Source organism: Streptomyces sp. NPDC003943, from assembly GCF_053605265.1.
Window position 1 is genome coordinate 98999 of record NZ_JBSGIW010000013.1, and the last position, 16164, is coordinate 115162.

17 protein-coding genes are annotated in these 16164 nt (G+C 69.1%); all 17 read left to right on the forward strand.

Translation table 11 applies throughout. From position 1 onward, the window contains the following. Nucleotides 1-185: 185 nt before the first annotated feature. Nucleotides 186-1280 (forward strand): LCP family protein, encoded by a 1095-nt coding sequence (locus tag ACWEV0_RS08445; RefSeq protein ID WP_453147611.1) that lies wholly within the window; start codon nucleotides 186-188, stop codon nucleotides 1278-1280. 143 nt (nucleotides 1281-1423) lie between these two features. Further along, nucleotides 1424-1642 carry a 50S ribosomal protein L31 gene (gene rpmE, locus ACWEV0_RS08450; protein ID WP_046909139.1) on the forward strand — a complete coding sequence of 73 codons (219 nt, stop codon included), beginning with the start codon at nucleotides 1424-1426 and terminating at the stop codon, nucleotides 1640-1642. 115 nt (nucleotides 1643-1757) lie between these two features. After that, the gene (gene prfA / locus ACWEV0_RS08455) at nucleotides 1758-2834 is read left to right on the forward strand and encodes a peptide chain release factor 1 (protein WP_451607261.1); all 1077 of its coding nucleotides are present in this window, start codon (nucleotides 1758-1760) and stop codon (nucleotides 2832-2834) included. A gap of 99 nt (nucleotides 2835-2933) precedes the next feature. Continuing rightward, a complete protein-coding gene (gene prmC / locus ACWEV0_RS08460) occupies nucleotides 2934-3779 on the forward strand; it encodes a peptide chain release factor N(5)-glutamine methyltransferase (protein WP_403792059.1) in 846 nt (281 codons plus the stop codon). A gap of 37 nt (nucleotides 3780-3816) precedes the next feature. Beyond that, entirely contained in the window at nucleotides 3817-4464 is a 648-nt protein-coding gene (locus ACWEV0_RS08465) for an L-threonylcarbamoyladenylate synthase (RefSeq protein WP_451607260.1), read from the forward strand. Beyond that, complete coding sequence (locus ACWEV0_RS08470; RefSeq protein ID WP_453147614.1) at nucleotides 4461-5114, forward strand: arsenate reductase/protein-tyrosine-phosphatase family protein; 654 nt, start codon at nucleotides 4461-4463, stop codon at nucleotides 5112-5114. Before ACWEV0_RS08465 ends, ACWEV0_RS08470 begins: the two co-directional genes overlap by 4 nt. 265 nt (nucleotides 5115-5379) lie before the next feature. Continuing rightward, complete coding sequence (locus tag ACWEV0_RS08475) at nucleotides 5380-6633, forward strand: serine hydroxymethyltransferase (RefSeq protein WP_453147616.1); 1254 nt, start codon at nucleotides 5380-5382, stop codon at nucleotides 6631-6633. A gap of 117 nt (nucleotides 6634-6750) precedes the next feature. Beyond that, nucleotides 6751-8088: an MraY family glycosyltransferase gene (locus ACWEV0_RS08480; RefSeq protein ID WP_453147618.1), complete on the forward strand. Its 1338-nt coding sequence runs from the start codon at nucleotides 6751-6753 to the stop codon at nucleotides 8086-8088. A 263-nt stretch (nucleotides 8089-8351) separates the two neighbouring features. Further along, a complete protein-coding gene (locus ACWEV0_RS08485; protein ID WP_453147619.1) occupies nucleotides 8352-8765 on the forward strand; it encodes a hypothetical protein in 414 nt (137 codons plus the stop codon). A 225-nt stretch (nucleotides 8766-8990) separates the two neighbouring features. Next, nucleotides 8991-9800, forward strand: coding sequence for a F0F1 ATP synthase subunit A (gene atpB, locus ACWEV0_RS08490; RefSeq protein ID WP_453147621.1), 810 nt, complete (start codon nucleotides 8991-8993; stop codon nucleotides 9798-9800). Between the two features lie 89 nt (nucleotides 9801-9889). Continuing rightward, a complete protein-coding gene (gene atpE, locus ACWEV0_RS08495) occupies nucleotides 9890-10123 on the forward strand; it encodes an ATP synthase F0 subunit C (RefSeq protein WP_010474382.1) in 234 nt (77 codons plus the stop codon). A 41-nt stretch (nucleotides 10124-10164) separates the two neighbouring features. After that, nucleotides 10165-10710 carry a F0F1 ATP synthase subunit B gene (locus ACWEV0_RS08500; RefSeq protein WP_403792046.1) on the forward strand — a complete coding sequence of 182 codons (546 nt, stop codon included), beginning with the start codon at nucleotides 10165-10167 and terminating at the stop codon, nucleotides 10708-10710. After that, nucleotides 10707-11522, forward strand: a complete 816-nt coding sequence (locus ACWEV0_RS08505; RefSeq protein WP_453147623.1) for a F0F1 ATP synthase subunit delta — start codon at nucleotides 10707-10709, stop codon at nucleotides 11520-11522. Before ACWEV0_RS08500 ends, ACWEV0_RS08505 begins: the two co-directional genes overlap by 4 nt. 129 nt (nucleotides 11523-11651) lie before the next feature. Continuing rightward, nucleotides 11652-13247, forward strand: coding sequence for a F0F1 ATP synthase subunit alpha (gene atpA, locus ACWEV0_RS08510; protein WP_453147624.1), 1596 nt, complete (start codon nucleotides 11652-11654; stop codon nucleotides 13245-13247). A gap of 20 nt (nucleotides 13248-13267) precedes the next feature. Further along, on the forward strand, nucleotides 13268-14185 hold the full coding sequence (locus tag ACWEV0_RS08515; protein ID WP_453147626.1) for a F0F1 ATP synthase subunit gamma: 918 nt from the start codon (nucleotides 13268-13270) through the stop codon (nucleotides 14183-14185). Next, entirely contained in the window at nucleotides 14185-15624 is a 1440-nt protein-coding gene (atpD, locus tag ACWEV0_RS08520) for a F0F1 ATP synthase subunit beta (protein ID WP_453147627.1), read from the forward strand. The genes ACWEV0_RS08515 and atpD overlap by 1 nt, the downstream gene beginning before the upstream one ends. A gap of 112 nt (nucleotides 15625-15736) precedes the next feature. Further along, the gene (locus ACWEV0_RS08525; RefSeq protein ID WP_453147629.1) at nucleotides 15737-16111 is read left to right on the forward strand and encodes a F0F1 ATP synthase subunit epsilon; all 375 of its coding nucleotides are present in this window, start codon (nucleotides 15737-15739) and stop codon (nucleotides 16109-16111) included. Nucleotides 16112-16164 lie beyond the last annotated feature (53 nt).

Genomic DNA, 16164 nt, shown 5'->3' on the forward strand with positions numbered 1-16164 from the left:
GAGGTCCGTGGGCTCCGCCTTCGTAATCTTGCTGTGACCTGCGCAAACGACCGCGCCCACCGAGTTCGCTCGGTGGGCGCGGTCGCGTTTCCGATGATCACTCACCGAAACCTCACAGCCTCCTATGCAACCCTTTCGGGTGGTTCGCCGTCACCCAAGGTGAACCGTTGGGCTAAGGGATGGCGATGAGCGAGCAGAAGACGAAGGGCCGAATACGGGCCGGCGGCGGCCGCCGCCGCAAGCCGCCCGCCAAGGGACGCCGCGCCGCGACCGTCGCCGCCTGGGGCGCCGCCGGCGTCGTCCTCGTCGGCGGTTCCGGGCTCGGCTACGTGTACGTCAAGCTGAACGGCAACCTCAAGGGCGTCGACATCAACGGGCAGCTCGGCAAGGACCGGCCCGACGACGTCGACAACGGCTCGATGGACATCCTGGTCCTCGGCTCCGACTCCCGCTCCGGCGCCAACGGCGAGTACGGCAGGGACGAGGGCGCGGCCCGCTCCGACACCGCGATGGTCGTGCACGTCTACGAGGGCCACAAGAAGGCGTCCGTGGTCTCCATCCCGCGCGACACCCTCGTCGACCGCCCGCGGTGCACCGACGCCAAGGGCAACAAGGTCGCCGGCGAGCACCGGGCCATGTTCAACACGGCGTACGAGGTCGGCGGGCCGGCCTGCGCCGTGAAGACCGTCGAGTCGATGTCCGGCATCCGCATGGACCACTACATCGAGGTCGACTTCACCGGCTTCAAGAAGCTCATCGACAAGCTCGGCGGCGTCGAGATCACCACGACCAAGGCCATCAGGGACTCCAAGAGCCACCTCGACCTCGCCCCGGGCACGCACACTCTGGACGGCGAGCAGTCCCTCGGCCTGGTCCGCACCCGCAAGAGCGTCGGCGACGGCAGCGACCTCGGCCGCATCCAGCTCCAGCAGGCGTTCATGAAGGCGTTCATCGACCAGGTGAAGAGCGTCGGCGTCTTCTCGAACCCGAAGAAGCTCTTCGACGTCGCCGACACCGCGACCAAGGCCATCACGCCCGACTCCGAGCTCGACTCCGTCAACGAGCTGATGGGCTTCGCGAAGGGGCTGTCCGGGCTCGGCGCCAAGGACGTCCACATGGTGACGATGCCGGTCCGCTACGACCCGGTGGACCCCAACCGCGTGGTGCCCCTGGAGGCGCAGGCGCGGCAGGTCTGGACGGCCCTCAAGGCCGACCGGCCGATCCCCGCCTCGGCCACGAAGGACACGGCCACCGGCAAGGCCGACGGCCTCGTGAAATAGCGATCCATGATGCCAGGAATAGTTCCGCGCCGACCCCGGTTTTGGGAGATGCGGCCGGTCCTGGCAGACTGGTACGTCGGCCCCGGTTCACGCATGTGCATCCCGCACGGCGACCCGGAGCCCTCCCGAAACTAGGAGACACCTTGAAGCGCGAGATCCACCCCGAGTACGTCGAGACCCAGGTCAGCTGCACCTGTGGCGCGTCGTTCACCACCCGTAGCACCCTGACCGAGGGCACCATCCGTGCCGAGGTCTGCTCCGAGTGCCACCCGTTCTACACGGGCAAGCAGAAGATCCTCGACACCGGCGGCCGCGTCGCCCGCTTCGAGGCCCGCTTCGGCAAGGCTGCGGCCAAGAAGTAGCACGTCACTGCGCCGGTCCTGGGTCGCTCCCGCACGGGGGCACCGGACCGGCGCTTTGCCGTCCCCGCAGTATTTCCCGCAGCAGCCCTTCACGAATTCACCCCAGGAGCACCCGATGTTCGAAGCGGTCGAGGAACTGGTCGGCGAGCACGCCGACCTCGAGAAGAAGCTCGCCGACCCTTCGGTCCACTCCGACCAGGCGAACGCGCGCAAGCTCAACAAGCGTTACGCGGAGCTGACCCCGATCATCGGCACGTACAAGGCGTGGAAGCAGTCGGCGGACGACATCGAGACGGCCAAGGAACTGGCCGCCGACGACCCCGACTTCGCCGCCGAGGTCAAGGAGCTGGAGAAGCAGCGCGAGGAGCTCACCGAGAAGCTCCGCCTGCTGCTGGTCCCGCGCGACCCCAGCGACGACAAGGACGTCATCCTGGAGATCAAGGCCGGCGCCGGCGGCGACGAGTCCGCCCTGTTCGCCGGTGACCTGCTGCGCATGTACCTGCGGTACGCCGAGCGCGTCGGCTGGAAGACCGAGATCATCGACTCCACCGAGTCCGAGCTCGGCGGCTACAAGGACGTCCAGGTCGCCGTGAAGACCAAGGGCGGCAACGGCGCCACCGAGCCCGGCCAGGGCGTCTGGGCGCGGCTGAAGTACGAGGGCGGGGTGCACCGCGTGCAGCGCGTGCCCGCCACCGAGTCGCAGGGCCGCATCCACACCTCCGCGGCCGGTGTGCTCGTCACGCCGGAGGCCGAGGAGGTCGAGGTCGAGATCCACGCCAACGACCTGCGCATCGACGTCTACCGCTCGTCCGGCCCCGGCGGCCAGTCCGTCAACACGACCGACTCGGCCGTCCGCATCACGCACCTGCCGACCGGCATCGTCGCCTCCTGCCAGAACGAGAAGAGCCAGCTCCAGAACAAGGAGCAGGCCATGCGCATCCTCCGTTCCCGGCTGCTCGCCGCGGCGCAGGAGAAGGCCGAGGCCGAGGCCGCGGACGCGCGCCGCAGCCAGGTCCGCACCGTCGACCGCTCCGAGAAGATCCGTACGTACAACTTCCCGGAGAACCGCATCTCGGACCACCGCGTCGGCTTCAAGGCGTACAACCTGGACCAGGTGCTCGACGGCGAGCTCGACCCGGTCATCCAGGCGTGCGTCGACGCCGACTCGGCCGCCAAGCTCGCCAACGCGTAGGACCGCGACGCTCAAGGCCCCGTACGGCAAGCCGGCGGACGACGCACGACGCACGACGCACGACCTTGTAAAGCCCCACCCGCACCACGGAGGACCAGCGTGAACCTGCTGCTTGCCGAGGTGGCCCAGGCCACCCAGCGGCTGGCCGACGCCGGCGTTCCCTCACCGCGTTTCGACGCCGAGGAGCTCGCCGCGTTCGTGCACGGCGTCAAGCGGGGGGAGCTGCACAACGTCAAGGACGCGGACTTCGACGCCCGCTACTGGGAGGCCGTCGCCCGCCGCGAGGCGCGCGAGCCGCTCCAGCACATCACCGGCCGCGCGTTCTTCCGCTACCTGGAGCTCCAGGTCGGCCCCGGCGTCTTCGTGCCCCGGCCCGAGACCGAGTCGGTCGTCGGCTGGGCCATAGACGCCGTGCGGGCCATGGACGTCGTCGAGCCGCTCATCGTCGACCTGTGCACCGGCTCCGGCGCGATCGCCCTCGCCATGGCCCAGGAGGTGCCGCGCTCGCGCGTGCACGCCGTGGAGCTGTCCGACGACGCGCTCGTGTGGACGCGGAAGAACGCCCAGGGCTCCCGCGTCACCGTGCACCAGGGCGACGCGCTCACCGCGCTGCCGGAGCTCAACGGCCAGGTCGACCTGGTCATCTCCAACCCGCCGTACATCCCGCTCACCGAGTGGGAGTACGTGGCACCCGAGGCCCGCGACCACGACCCCGAGATGGCGCTCTTCTCCGGCGAGGACGGCCTCGACACCATCCGCGGCATCGAGCGCACCGCGCACCGGCTGCTCAGGCCCGGCGGGCTCGTCGTCATCGAGCACGCGGACACCCAGGGCGGTCAGGTGCCGTGGATCTTCAACGAGGAGGCCGGCTGGGCGGACGCCGCCGACCACCCCGACCTGAACAACCGGCCGCGCTTCGCGACCGCGCGCAAGGCAACCCCATGACCAGGCAGATGCACGTGTACGAGGAGGAGCGGGACTGATGGCTCGGCGATACGACTGCAACGAGGCGACGGACCGTGCGACGGGTCTGCGTGAGGCCGCGTCCGCCGTGCGCCGCGGCGAGCTGGTCGTGCTGCCCACCGACACCGTGTACGGGATCGGGGCGGACGCCTTCAGCTCGGAGGCCGTCGCGGACCTCCTGGCCGCCAAGGGCCGGGGCCGCAACATGCCCACGCCCGTCCTCATCGGCTCCCCGAACACGCTGCACGGCCTGGTCACGGACTTCTCCGAGGCGGCCTGGGAGCTCGTCGACGCCTTCTGGCCCGGCGCGCTGACCCTCGTCGCCAAGCACCAGCCGTCGCTCCAGTGGGACCTCGGCGACACCCGCGGCACCGTCGCGATCCGGATGCCGCTGCACCCGGTCGCCATCGAGCTGCTCACCGAGGTCGGCCCGATGGCCGTCTCCTCGGCGAACCTCACCGGGCACCCGTCGCCGGAGAACTGCGACGCCGCGCAGGGCATGCTCGGCGACTCCGTCTCCGTGTACCTCGACGGCGGCCCGACGCCCGGCATCGTGCCGTCGTCGATTGTCGACGTCACGGGCAAGGTGCCGGTGCTGCTGCGCCAGGGCGCGCTCAGCGCGGAGGAGCTCCGGAAGGTGGTACCCGACCTCGAGGTGGCGAATTGACCGCCCCTGAGGGGCGTGGCATAGCGGGGCACGAGTACGACCGCAGTACCTTCCGCATCCTCCACGTCAGCACCGGCAACGTCTGCCGCTCGCCGATCACCGAGCGGCTGACCCGCCATGCCCTCGTCGACCGGCTCGGCGACCCCATGAGCGGCGGCCTGATCGTGGAGAGCGCGGGCACCTGGGGCCACGAGGGCGCCCCGATGGAGGCCAACGCCGAACTCGTCCTCGCGGACTTCGGCGCCGACCACACCGGCTTCGCGGGCCGCGAGCTCCTCGACGAGCACGTCATCCGCGCCGACCTGGTCCTCACCGCGACCCGCGACCACCGCGCGCAGGTCATCTCGATGGGCCACTCGGCGGGCCTGCGCACCTTCACCCTGAAGGAGTTCACCCGCCTCGTCCGCGCCATAGACCCGGCCACCCTCCCGGACCCCCTCGGCACCCACGGCACCGTCGACCGCGCCCGCGCCCTGGTCCGCGCGGCCGCCGCTCTACGCGGGTGGCTCCTGGCCCCGTCGGCGGAGGCGGACGAGGTGAACGACCCGTACGGGGCGCCGATCACGTTCTTCCGCTCGATCGGCGACGAGATCCAGCAGGCGCTGGACCCGGTGGTGACGGCGCTGACGGGCGTCCCGGCGAAGCGCTGATCCCGCCGGCCGGAGGCCGGCGCAGCGGCTCGAAGCCTGGGAGGCCCTCTGGGGCCGAGCAGTGCGAGAGGCGCGTCGGGATGGGGGCTCCAGCAGGCGCTGGACCCGGTGGTGACGGCGCTGACGGGCGTCCCGGCGAAGCGCTGAGCGGGGCTGGTCGGGGTTTTGACGCGTCGGTAGTCCCAGTGCACCAACTCGGGGCGCGGGGCGGCTCTGGCGTGCCTACAGTGGATTTCTAGGCCCCGCTCACGCCCGGAGTGCCCCCATGCCGGTCACCGCTCCACCCGAAGCCGAGCACGAGCTCGACGTACTGCGTCGCCAGGACCCCGAGGTCGCCGATGTGCTGCTCGGGGAGGCGCGGCGGCAGGGGGACAGTCTGCAGCTGATCGCCGCGGAGAACTTCACGTCGCCCGCGGTGCTCGCCGCGCTCGGGTCGCGGCTCGCCAACAAGTACGCCGAGGGGTATCCGGGGGCGCGGCACCACGGGGGCTGTGAGTACGCCGACGCGGTCGAGCGGATCGCCGTCGCCCGGGCGAAGTCGCTGTTCGGGGCCGAGCACGCGAACGTACAGGCGCATTCCGGGTCGTCGGCCGTGCTCGCCGCGTACGCCGCGCTGCTGCGGCCCGGGGACACGGTGCTCGCCCTGGGGCTCGCGTACGGCGGCCACCTCACACACGGCTCGCCGGCGAACTTCTCGGGCCGCTGGTTCGACTTCGTGCCGTACGGGCTCGACGCCGAGACCGGGCTCGTCGACTACGAGCAGGTCGCCGCGCTCGCCCGGCACCACCGGCCGAAGGCGATCGTCTGCGGGTCCATCTCCTATCCGCGGCACCTCGACTACGCGACCTTCCGGGCCATCGCCGACGAGGTCGGCGCCTATCTGATCGCCGACGCCGCCCACCCCCTGGGCCTGATCGCCGGCGGCGCCGCGCCGAGCCCCGTCCCGTACGCGGACATCGTCTGCGGCACCACGCACAAGGTGCTGCGCGGTCCGCGCGGCGGCCTCGTGCTGTGCGGCGAGGAGCTGGCGGCGCGCGTCGACCGGGCGGTGTTCCCGTTCACCCAGGGCGGCGCGCAGATGCACACCATCGCGGCCAAGGCGGTGGCTTTCGGGGAGGCGTCGACGCCGGCCTTCACGACGTACGCCCATCAGGTGGTCGAGCACGCCCGCGTGCTGGCCGCCGCGCTCGCCGCCGAGGGCTTCGCGCTGACGACGGGCGGCACGGACACCCATCTGATCACCGCCGACCCCGCGCCCTTCGGCGTCGACGGCCGCACGGCGCGCGCCCGGCTCGCCGCCGCCGGCATGGTGCTCGACACGTGCGCGCTGCCGTACGGGGACGGGCGCGGGATCCGGCTCGGCACCGCCGCCGTGACGACGCAGGGCATGGGCTCGCCGGAGATGGCGAGAATTGCCGGACTGTTCACCGCCGCGTTGCGGGACGACCCGCGGGAGACGGCGAAGGTACGGGCGGAAGTACGCGAGCTTGCCGGCCGATTTCCCCCGTATGGCCGGTGAATGGGCGGGAAAGCGGGCCGTACGGAACCGTTCGCGGGCCCGGGGTGTCCTCGACCATGGGGACGGCCCGGCTAGGGTGTGGGGCTGAGATGGCCAGCGATTCCTGTGGGGCAGCCCGTGCGTGATTACCTGCTGACGCTCTGTGTCACGGCCGCGGTGACCTATCTGCTGACCGGTCCGGTGCGGAAGTTCGCCATCGCGACCGGCGCGATGCCGGAGATCCGCGCCCGCGACGTGCACCGAGAACCGACTCCGCGGCTCGGTGGCATCGCCATGTTCTTCGGCCTGTGCGCGGGCCTGCTGGTCGCCGACCACCTGCAGAACCTCAACAGCGTCTTCGAGCTGTCCAACGAGCCCCGCGCGCTGCTCTCCGGTGCCGCCCTGATCTGGCTGATCGGCGTCCTCGACGACAAGTTCGAGCTGGACGCGCTGATCAAGCTCGGCGCGCAGATGATCTCCGCGGGCGTGATGGTGATGCAGGGTCTGACGATCCTGTGGCTGCCGATCCCGGGTGTCGGCACGGTCGCGCTGACCCAGTGGCAGGGCACCCTGCTGACCGTCGCCCTGGTCGTGCTCACCATCAACGCCGTGAACTTCGTCGACGGTCTCGACGGTCTCGCCGCCGGCATGGTGTGCATCGCCGCCGCGGCCTTCTTCCTCTACGCGTACCGGATCTGGTTCAGCTACGGCATCGAGGCGGCCGCCCCGGCGACCCTCTTCGCAGCCATCCTGATGGGCATGTGCCTGGGCTTCCTGCCGCACAACATGCACCCGGCGCGGATCTTCATGGGCGACTCGGGCTCGATGCTGATCGGCCTGATCCTGGCCGCCTCCGCCATCTCCATCACGGGTCAGGTCGACCCGGACGCGCTGAAGATCTTCGAGGGTTCGACGAAGGCCGCGACGCACGCGGCCCTGCCGGTCTTCATCCCGCTGGTGCTGCCGCTGACCATCATCGCGATCCCGATGGCCGACCTGGTGCTCGCCATCGTGCGCCGCACGTGGAAGGGTCAGTCGCCGTTCGCCGCGGACCGCGGGCACCTGCACCACCGGCTCCTGGAGATCGGGCACTCGCACAGCCGCGCGGTGCTGATCATGTACTTCTGGTCGGCGCTCATCGCCTTCGGCACGCTGGCCTACTCGGTGCACTCGACGTCGATGTGGATCGTCCTCTCCGTGGTCCTGCTGAGCGCGGTCGGACTGGTGCTGCTCCTGCTGCCGCGCTTCTCGCCGCGCGCCCCGCGCTGGGCCGAGGCGGTCGTCCCGCCGCGCTACCGGCGCCGGGTCCGGGCGGTGCTCGACGACGAGCCCGAGGCGCCGGAGGCGGAGGACCTCCTGGGGGAGGACCGCGTCGAGGAGGAGTGCGAGCCCGTACCCGCCGGAGTCAACGGAGCGACCGCCATCGGCCACCGTTCGCGTTTCTCCGACCGGAGTAAGGCCGGGGCGCGGGGTTGACGAAAGCCCCACGCGGGTCCAATAGCAGACAAGTCGACCCCCTGTCGTGCACACACGCGCGCGGTCACTCTCACGTGTGACAGTTGGCACACCACACGGGTAAAGACCTATTCAAATAGTTTGTGATACGGTTCACGAGACCCGGCGACAGTGCCGAAAGACCGTAGTGCGACGGTCCCTTAGGCCCCGAGACCCACCTCGGACCGGGCTTACGCTCGTCCATGACGACACCATCGCCCCCTCCAGCAAGCGGAGACACCGCCATGCCGTCCAACGACGCACGCACCCTGCTGCTCACCGCAGTGCCCACCGCCGCCGCCGGCATCATCGCCACGGTGATCAGCGGTGTGGTCGCCGGTGGCAAGGGCGCGCTCGGCGCCGTCGTCGGCACCGCGGTCGTGATCCTCTTCATGGGCATCGGGCTGGTGGTTCTGCAGCGGACGGCGAAGAAGCTTCCGCAGTTGTTCCAGCCGATGCTGCTCATGCTCTACGCGGCCCAACTGCTCCTGCTCTTCATCTTTTTGGCCTTGCTGAAGGACACCACGGCGTTCGACTTCAAGGCCTTCGCCTTCACGCTGCTCGGAACCACCATCGTGTGGGTCGCCGCACAGGCCCGGGCCTATCTGAAGGCCAAGATCATGTATGTCGACCCCGACAAATCGGGGCCGAAGCCGTGAAGGGTAGGGCCGGGATAAAGACGCGTTCGGCTTCCTGCTATCGTCCGGTGCCAACTGCGGCACTGCGGGCGCGGGCATCCGAAGCGGCGCCTGACCCAGCGCGAGGCTCGATGCCGAACCGCCGCCCCCTTATCCGTAAGACCAGTCCAGTGCCGACCCGCGGCTGCGTGCCGCGCCGACACAACGAGGTTGCCGTACCTATGCGCCACGCTGAAGGAGCCCGCGGTGAGTGCTGACCAGACGCTTGCCTTCGACCCGGATTGCCACATCTTCTCTGGATGTGGCTTCCCGGCGCCGGGGCTGCACACGTTCATGTACGAGCCCATCTTCACCGTGGGCAGCTTCGAGTTCACCAAGCCGATGCTGCTCGCCATCCTGGGTTCGATCGTGGTCGTCGGCTTCTTCTGGGCCGCGTTCAACAAGCCGAAGCTGATCCCCGGCAAGATGCAGATGGTCGGTGAGGCCGGTTACGACTTCGTCCGCCGCGGCATCGTCTACGAGATCATCGGCAAGAAGGACGGACAGAAGTACGTCCCCTTCATGGTCTCGCTGTTCTTCTTCGTGTGGATCATGAACCTGTGGTCGATCGTTCCGGTCGCACAGTTCCCGGTCACCTCGCTGATCGCCTTCCCGGCGGCCCTCGCGCTGATCGTGTACGTCCTCTGGATCACGCTGACCTTCAAGAAGCACGGCTTCGTCGGCGGCTGGAAGAACATCGTCGGCTACGACAAGTCGCTCGGCCCGATCCTGCCCCTGGTCGTCGTTCTCGAGTTCTTCTCGAACCTGCTCATCCGGCCCTTCACGCACGCGGTCCGACTGTTCGCGAACATGTTCGCCGGTCACCTGCTGATCGTGATGTTCTCGCTGGCCACCTGGTACCTCATGAACGGCCTCGGCTTCGTCTACGCCGGCGCCTCCTTCGTGATGGTCATCATCATGACCGCCTTCGAGCTCTTCATCCAGGCCGTCCAGGCGTACGTCTTCGTCCTCCTGGCCTGCAGCTACGTCCAGGGCGCGCTCTCCGAGCACCACTGAGCCGGCCCGGCAGCAGCACCACCCCCCTTACCAACAGTCGTCCGGTGGCCAACCCCCACCGGGTCCTTGAAAGAGAAGGAAGAACCGGCATGTCCGCTCTCGAGACTCTCGCCGCCGTCAACGGAAACGTCGCCTCCATCGGCTACGGCCTCGCTGCCATCGGCCCCGGCGTCGGCGTCGGCATCATCTTCGGTAACGGCACCCAGGCCCTCGCCCGTCAGCCCGAGGCGGCCGGCCTGATCCGTACCAACCAGATCATGGGTTTCGCCTTCTGTGAGGCGCTCGCCCTCATCGGCATCGTCATGGGCTTCGTCTACAAGTAAGCCGGCCCTGACAGCCCGATTCTTTTACGGAAGGCACTGATGTGAACGCTCTGCTTCTTGCGGAAGCGGCGGAGGAGCAGCCTCCGCTCATCCCGCATCTCGACGAGCTCGTCATCGGCCTGATCGCCTTCGTCATCGTCTTCGGCTTCCTCGCCAAGAAGCTCCTCCCGAACATCAACAAGGTTCTGGACGAGCGCCGCGAGGCCATCGAGGGTGGCATCGAGAAGGCCGAGTCGGCCCAGATCGAGGCTCAGAGTGTGCTGGAGCAGTACAAGGCTCAGCTCGCCGAGGCCCGCCACGAAGCCGCGCGTCTCCGCCAGGAGGCGAACGAGCAGGGCGCCGCGATCATCGAGCAGATGAAGGCGGAAGGCACGCGCCAGCGCGAGGAGATCGTCGCCGCCGGTCAGGCCCAGCTCGAGGCCGACCGCAAGGCCGCGACCGCCACGCTGCGCCAGGACGTCGGCAAGCTCGCCACCGACCTGGCCGCGAAGCTGGTCGGCGAGGCCCTCGAGGACCACGCTCGTCAGAGCCGGACCATCGACCGCTTCCTCGACGAGCTCGAGGAGAAGGCCGAGGCCGTGCGATGAACGGAGCGAGCCGCGAGGCACTGAGTGCCGCACGTGAGGCCCTCGACGCGCTGACGGACAACACGTCGGTGGACGCGGGCAAGCTCGCGGGCGAGCTGGCCGCGGTCACCGCGCTGCTCGACCGCGAGGTGTCGCTGCGTCGGGTCCTGACCGACCCGGCGCAGGCGGGCGAGGCCAAGGCCGAGCTCGCGCAGCGACTCCTGGCCGGACAGGTCGGCGGCGAGGCCGTCGACATCGTCTCGGGCATGGTGCGCTCCCGCTGGTCGCGTTCGCGCGACCTGGTGGACGGCGCCGAGGAACTGGCGAACATCGCCGACCTCACCGCCGCCCAGAAGGCGGGCGGCCTCGACGACGTCGAGGACGAGCTGTTCCGGTTCGGCCGGATCGTCTCCTCCAGCAACGAGCTCCGCTCGGCGCTGACGGACAAGAAGGCCACCGCCACCGCCAAGGGCGAGCTGCTGCGCAGCCTGCTCGGCGGCAAGGTGAACGTGGTCACCGAGCGCCTGGTCGTCCGTCTCGTGACCCAGCCCCGGGGACGTAGCCTGGAAGCGGGACTCGAGTCCCTGTCCAAGCTCGCCGCGGCGCGCCGGGACCGGATGGTCGCCGTGGTCACCTCGGCGGTGCCGCTCACCGACCAGCAGAAGCAGCGCCTCGGCGCCGTTCTGGCCAAGCTGTACGGCCGCCAGATGCACCTGAACCTGGACGTGGACCCGACGGTCCTCGGCGGGATCGTGGTGCGCGTCGGTGACGAGGTCATCAACGGCACCATCGCGGAGCGCCTCGACGAGGCGACCCGCCGCCTGGCCGGCTGACCTCGGCCAGAACTGAACAAGCATGACCAGCGGCCCGGTTGGGCCGTGCAGAGATTGCAGAAGATTCCTGGGGGTCGCCCCCAGACCCCTAAGAAACTTCGGGCCCAACAAGGAGAGCAGGGAACCCAGATGGCGGAGCTCACGATCCGGCCGGAGGAGATCCGGGACGCGCTGGAGAACTTCGTCCAGTCGTACCAGCCGGACGCGGCCTCGCGCGAGGAGGTCGGCACGGTCAGCCTGGCCGGCGACGGTATCGCGAAGGTCGAGGGTCTTCCCTCGGCCATGGCGAACGAGCTGCTTAAGTTCGAGGACGGCACCCTCGGCCTCGCGCTGAACCTGGAAGAGCGCGAGATCGGTGCGATCGTTCTCGGCGAGTTCAGCGGCATCGAGGAGGGGCAGTCGGTGCAGCGCACCGGCGAGGTCCTCTCCGTCGGCGTCGGTGAGGGATACCTGGGTCGCGTCGTCGACCCGCTCGGTAACCCGATCGACGGTCTCGGCGAGATCGCGACCGAGGGCCGCCGCGCCCTCGAGCTGCAGGCCCCCGGCGTCATGCAGCGCAAGTCGGTCCACGAGCCGATGGAGACCGGCTACAAGGCCGTCGACGCCATGACCCCGGTCGGCCGTGGTCAGCGTCAGCTGATCATCGGTGACCGCCAGACCGGCAAGACCGCCCTGGCCGTCGACACGATCATCAACCAGCGCGACAACTGGCGCTCGGGCGACGTCAACAAGCAGGTCCGCTGCATCTACGTCGCCGTCGGCCAGAAGGGCTCCACCATCGCGTCCGTGCGCGCGGCCCTCGAAGAGGCCGGTGCGCTCGAGTACACGACGATCGTCGCCGCCCCGGCGTCCGACCCGGCCGGCTTCAAGTACCTGGCGCCGTACACCGGTTCGGCCATCGGTCAGCACTGGATGTACCAGGGCAAGCACGTCCTGATCGTCTTCGACGACCTGTCGAAGCAGGCCGACGCCTACCGCGCCGTCTCCCTGCTGCTGCGCCGCCCGCCGGGCCGCGAGGCGTACCCGGGTGACGTCTTCTACCTGCACTCCCGTCTGCTCGAGCGCTGCGCCAAGCTCTCGGACGACCTGGGTGCCGGTTCGATGACCGGTCTGCCGATCGTCGAGACCAAGGCCAACGACGTCTCGGCGTTCATCCCGACCAACGTCATCTCCATCACCGACGGCCAGTGCTTCCTGGAGTCCGACCTGTTCAACGCCGGCCAGCGTCCGGCCCTGAACGTCGGTATCTCGGTCTCCCGAGTCGGTGGCTCCGCCCAGCACCCGGCCATGAAGCAGATCTCCGGCCGTCTGCGCGTGGACCTGGCCCAGTTCCGTGAGCTGGAGGCGTTCGCCGCCTTCGGTTCCGACCTGGACGCCGCGTCGAAGGCGCAGCTGGAGCGCGGTCAGCGCATGGTCGAGCTGCTCAAGCAGGCTCAGTACCAGCCGATGCCGACCGAGAACCAGGTCGTCTCCATCTGGGCCGGCACCACCGGCAAGATGGACGACGTCCCGGTCGCGGACATCCGTCGCTTCGAGGCCGAGATGCTGGCGTTCCTGCGCCAGAACAAGTCGAGCCTCATGACCTCCATCCGTGAGGGCAAGAAGATGTCGGACGACACCCTGACGGCTGTCGCCGACGCCATCGCGGAGTTCAAGAAGCAGTTCGAGACGTCTGACGGCAAGCTGCTCGGCGACGACGCCTCCGCCGTCAACGTCTCGAAGTGACGACGGAAGGGACCTGACTCATGGGAGCGCAGCTCCGGGTCTACAAGCGTCGCATCAAATCCGTCACCGCGACGAAGAAGATCACCAAGGCGATGGAGATGATCGCCGCCTCCCGCGTCGTCAAGGCGCAGCGCAAGGTGCAGGCGTCGACCCCGTACGCGACCGAGCTCACCCGCGCGGTGACCGCGGTCGCCACGGGTGCGAACGACAAGCACGCGCTGACCACCGAGGCGGAGAACCCGACCCGCGCCGCGGTCCTGCTCCTCACGAGCGACCGCGGTCTGGCCGGCGCCTTCAACTCCAACGCCATCAAGGCGGCGGAGCGGCTCATCAAGCAGCTGGAGAGCGAGGGCAAGGCGGTCGACATCTACGTCGTCGGTCGCCGTGGCGTCGCGCACTTCAACTTCCGTGAGCGCAAGCTGGCCGACACGTGGACCGGTTTCACGGACGAGCCGTCGTACGCGGACGCCAAGAAGATCGGCGAGCCGCTGATCGAGGCGATCGAGAAAGACACGGCCGAGGGTGGTGTGGACGAGCTCCACATCGTCTACACCGAGTTCGTCTCGATGATGACGCAGACGGCGGTCGAGGCCCGGCTGCTGCCCCTCAGCCTCGACGAGGTGGCGAAGGAGGCCGGCCCGGCGGACACCCTCCGTCCGCTGTACGACTTCGAGCCGTCGGCCGAGGACGTCCTCGACGCGCTGCTGCCGCGGTACGTCGAGAGCCGGATCTACAACGCGCTGCTCCAGTCCTCGGCTTCGAAGCACGCCGCCACGCGGCGCGCGATGAAGTCGGCGACCGACAACGCGGGTGAGCTGATCACCAACCTCACCCGACTTGCCAACGCGGCCCGCCAGGCCGAAATCACCCAGGAAATCAGCGAGATCGTCGGTGGCACCGCAGCCCTGGCCGACGCGACCGCGGGGAGTGACAAGTAATGACGACCACTGTTGAGACGGCCGCCGCCACGGGCCGCGTCGCCCGGGTCATCGGCCCGGTCGTCGACGTGGAGTTCCCCGTCGACGCGATGCCGGAGATCTACAACGCGCTGAACGTCCAGGTGCCGGACCCGTCCACCGGCGGCACCAAGACGCTGACCCTCGAGGTCGCGCAGCACCTCGGTGACGGCCTGGTCCGCGCCATCTCCATGCAGCCCACCGACGGTCTGGTCCGCCAGGCCCCGGTGACCGACACGGGCGCGGCCATCTCCGTGCCGGTCGGTGACGTCACCAAGGGCAAGGTGTTCAACACCCTGGGCGAGGTCCTCAACGAGGACGCGTCCACGGTCGCGAACGCCGAGCGCTGGCCGATCCACCGCAAGGCCCCGGCCTTCGACCAGCTCGAGTCCAAGACCGAGATGTTCGAGACCGGCCTGAAGGTCGTCGACCTGCTCACCCCGTACGTCAAGGGTGGAAAGATCGGTCTGTTCGGTGGTGCCGGTGTCGGCAAGACCGTTCTGATCCAGGAAATGATCATGCGTGTGGCGAAGCTGCACGAGGGTGTGTCGGTCTTCGCGGGCGTCGGTGAGCGCACCCGTGAGGGCAACGACCTCATGGTCGAGATGGAGGAGGCCGGCGTTCTCGACAAGACCGCGCTGGTCTTCGGCCAGATGGACGAGCCCCCGGGCACCCGTCTGCGCGTCGCCCTGGCCGGTCTGACCATGGCGGAGTACTTCCGCGATGTGCAGAAGCAGGACGTGCTGTTCTTCATCGACAACATCTTCCGCTTCACGCAGGCCGGTTCCGAGGTCTCGACCCTGCTCGGCCGTATGCCCTCCGCGGTGGGTTACCAGCCGAACCTGGCCGACGAGATGGGTCTCCTCCAGGAGCGCATCACCTCGACCCGTGGTCACTCGATCACCTCGATGCAGGCGATCTACGTCCCCGCCGACGACCTCACGGACCCGGCGCCGGCGACCACCTTCGCCCACCTCGACGCGACGACGGTTCTCTCCCGTCCGATCTCCGAGAAGGGCATCTACCCGGCCGTGGACCCGCTGGACTCCACGTCCCGGATCCTGGACCCGCGTTACATCGCGCAGGACCACTACGACGCCGCCATGCGCGTCAAGGGCATCCTGCAGAAGTACAAGGACCTCCAGGACATCATCGCGATCCTCGGTATCGACGAGCTGAGCGAGGAGGACAAGATCGTTGTCCACCGCGCCCGCCGTGTCGAGCGATTCCTGTCCCAGAACACCCACGCGGCGAAGCAGTTCACCGGCGTGGACGGTTCGGACGTTCCGCTCGACGAGTCGATCGCCGCGTTCAACGCGATCTGCGACGGTGAGTTCGACCACTTCCCGGAGCAGGCCTTCTTCATGTGTGGTGGTCTCGAGGACCTCAAGAAGAACGCCAAGGAGCTCGGCGTCTCCTGAGCCTCGGCTCGCCTGAGAGGGGCGGGAACGGTCCCGCCCCTCTCTCCACGCCCACTAGAATTGATCCCAACACCCGGCAGCACCGCCGGGTGGTGACCCGAGGAGCCCACCCTTGGCTGCTGAGCTGCACGTCGAGCTGGTCGCCGCGGACCGGAGTGTCTGGTCCGGCGAGGCCACCCTGGTCATCGCGCGTACCACCTCCGGCGACATCGGCGTCATGCCCGGTCACCAGCCGCTGCTCGGTGTGCTGGAGTCGGGCCCCGTGACCATCCGTACGAGCGAGGGCGGCACGGTCGTGGCCGCCGTCCACGGCGGTTTCGTCTCGTTCGCCGACGACAAGCTGTCTCTGCTCGCGGAGATCGCCGAGCTGGCCGACGAGATCGACGCCCAGCGCGCCGAGCGTGCGCTGGAGCGTGCGAAGTCTGACGAGGACGCCGCCGCCGAGCGGCGCGCCGAGGTCCGGCTGCGCGCGGTAGCGGTCCGCTAGCGGACCGCGCCGAGAGCCTTACCCTCAGCCGCGGCACGGTCTGGAATATTTCC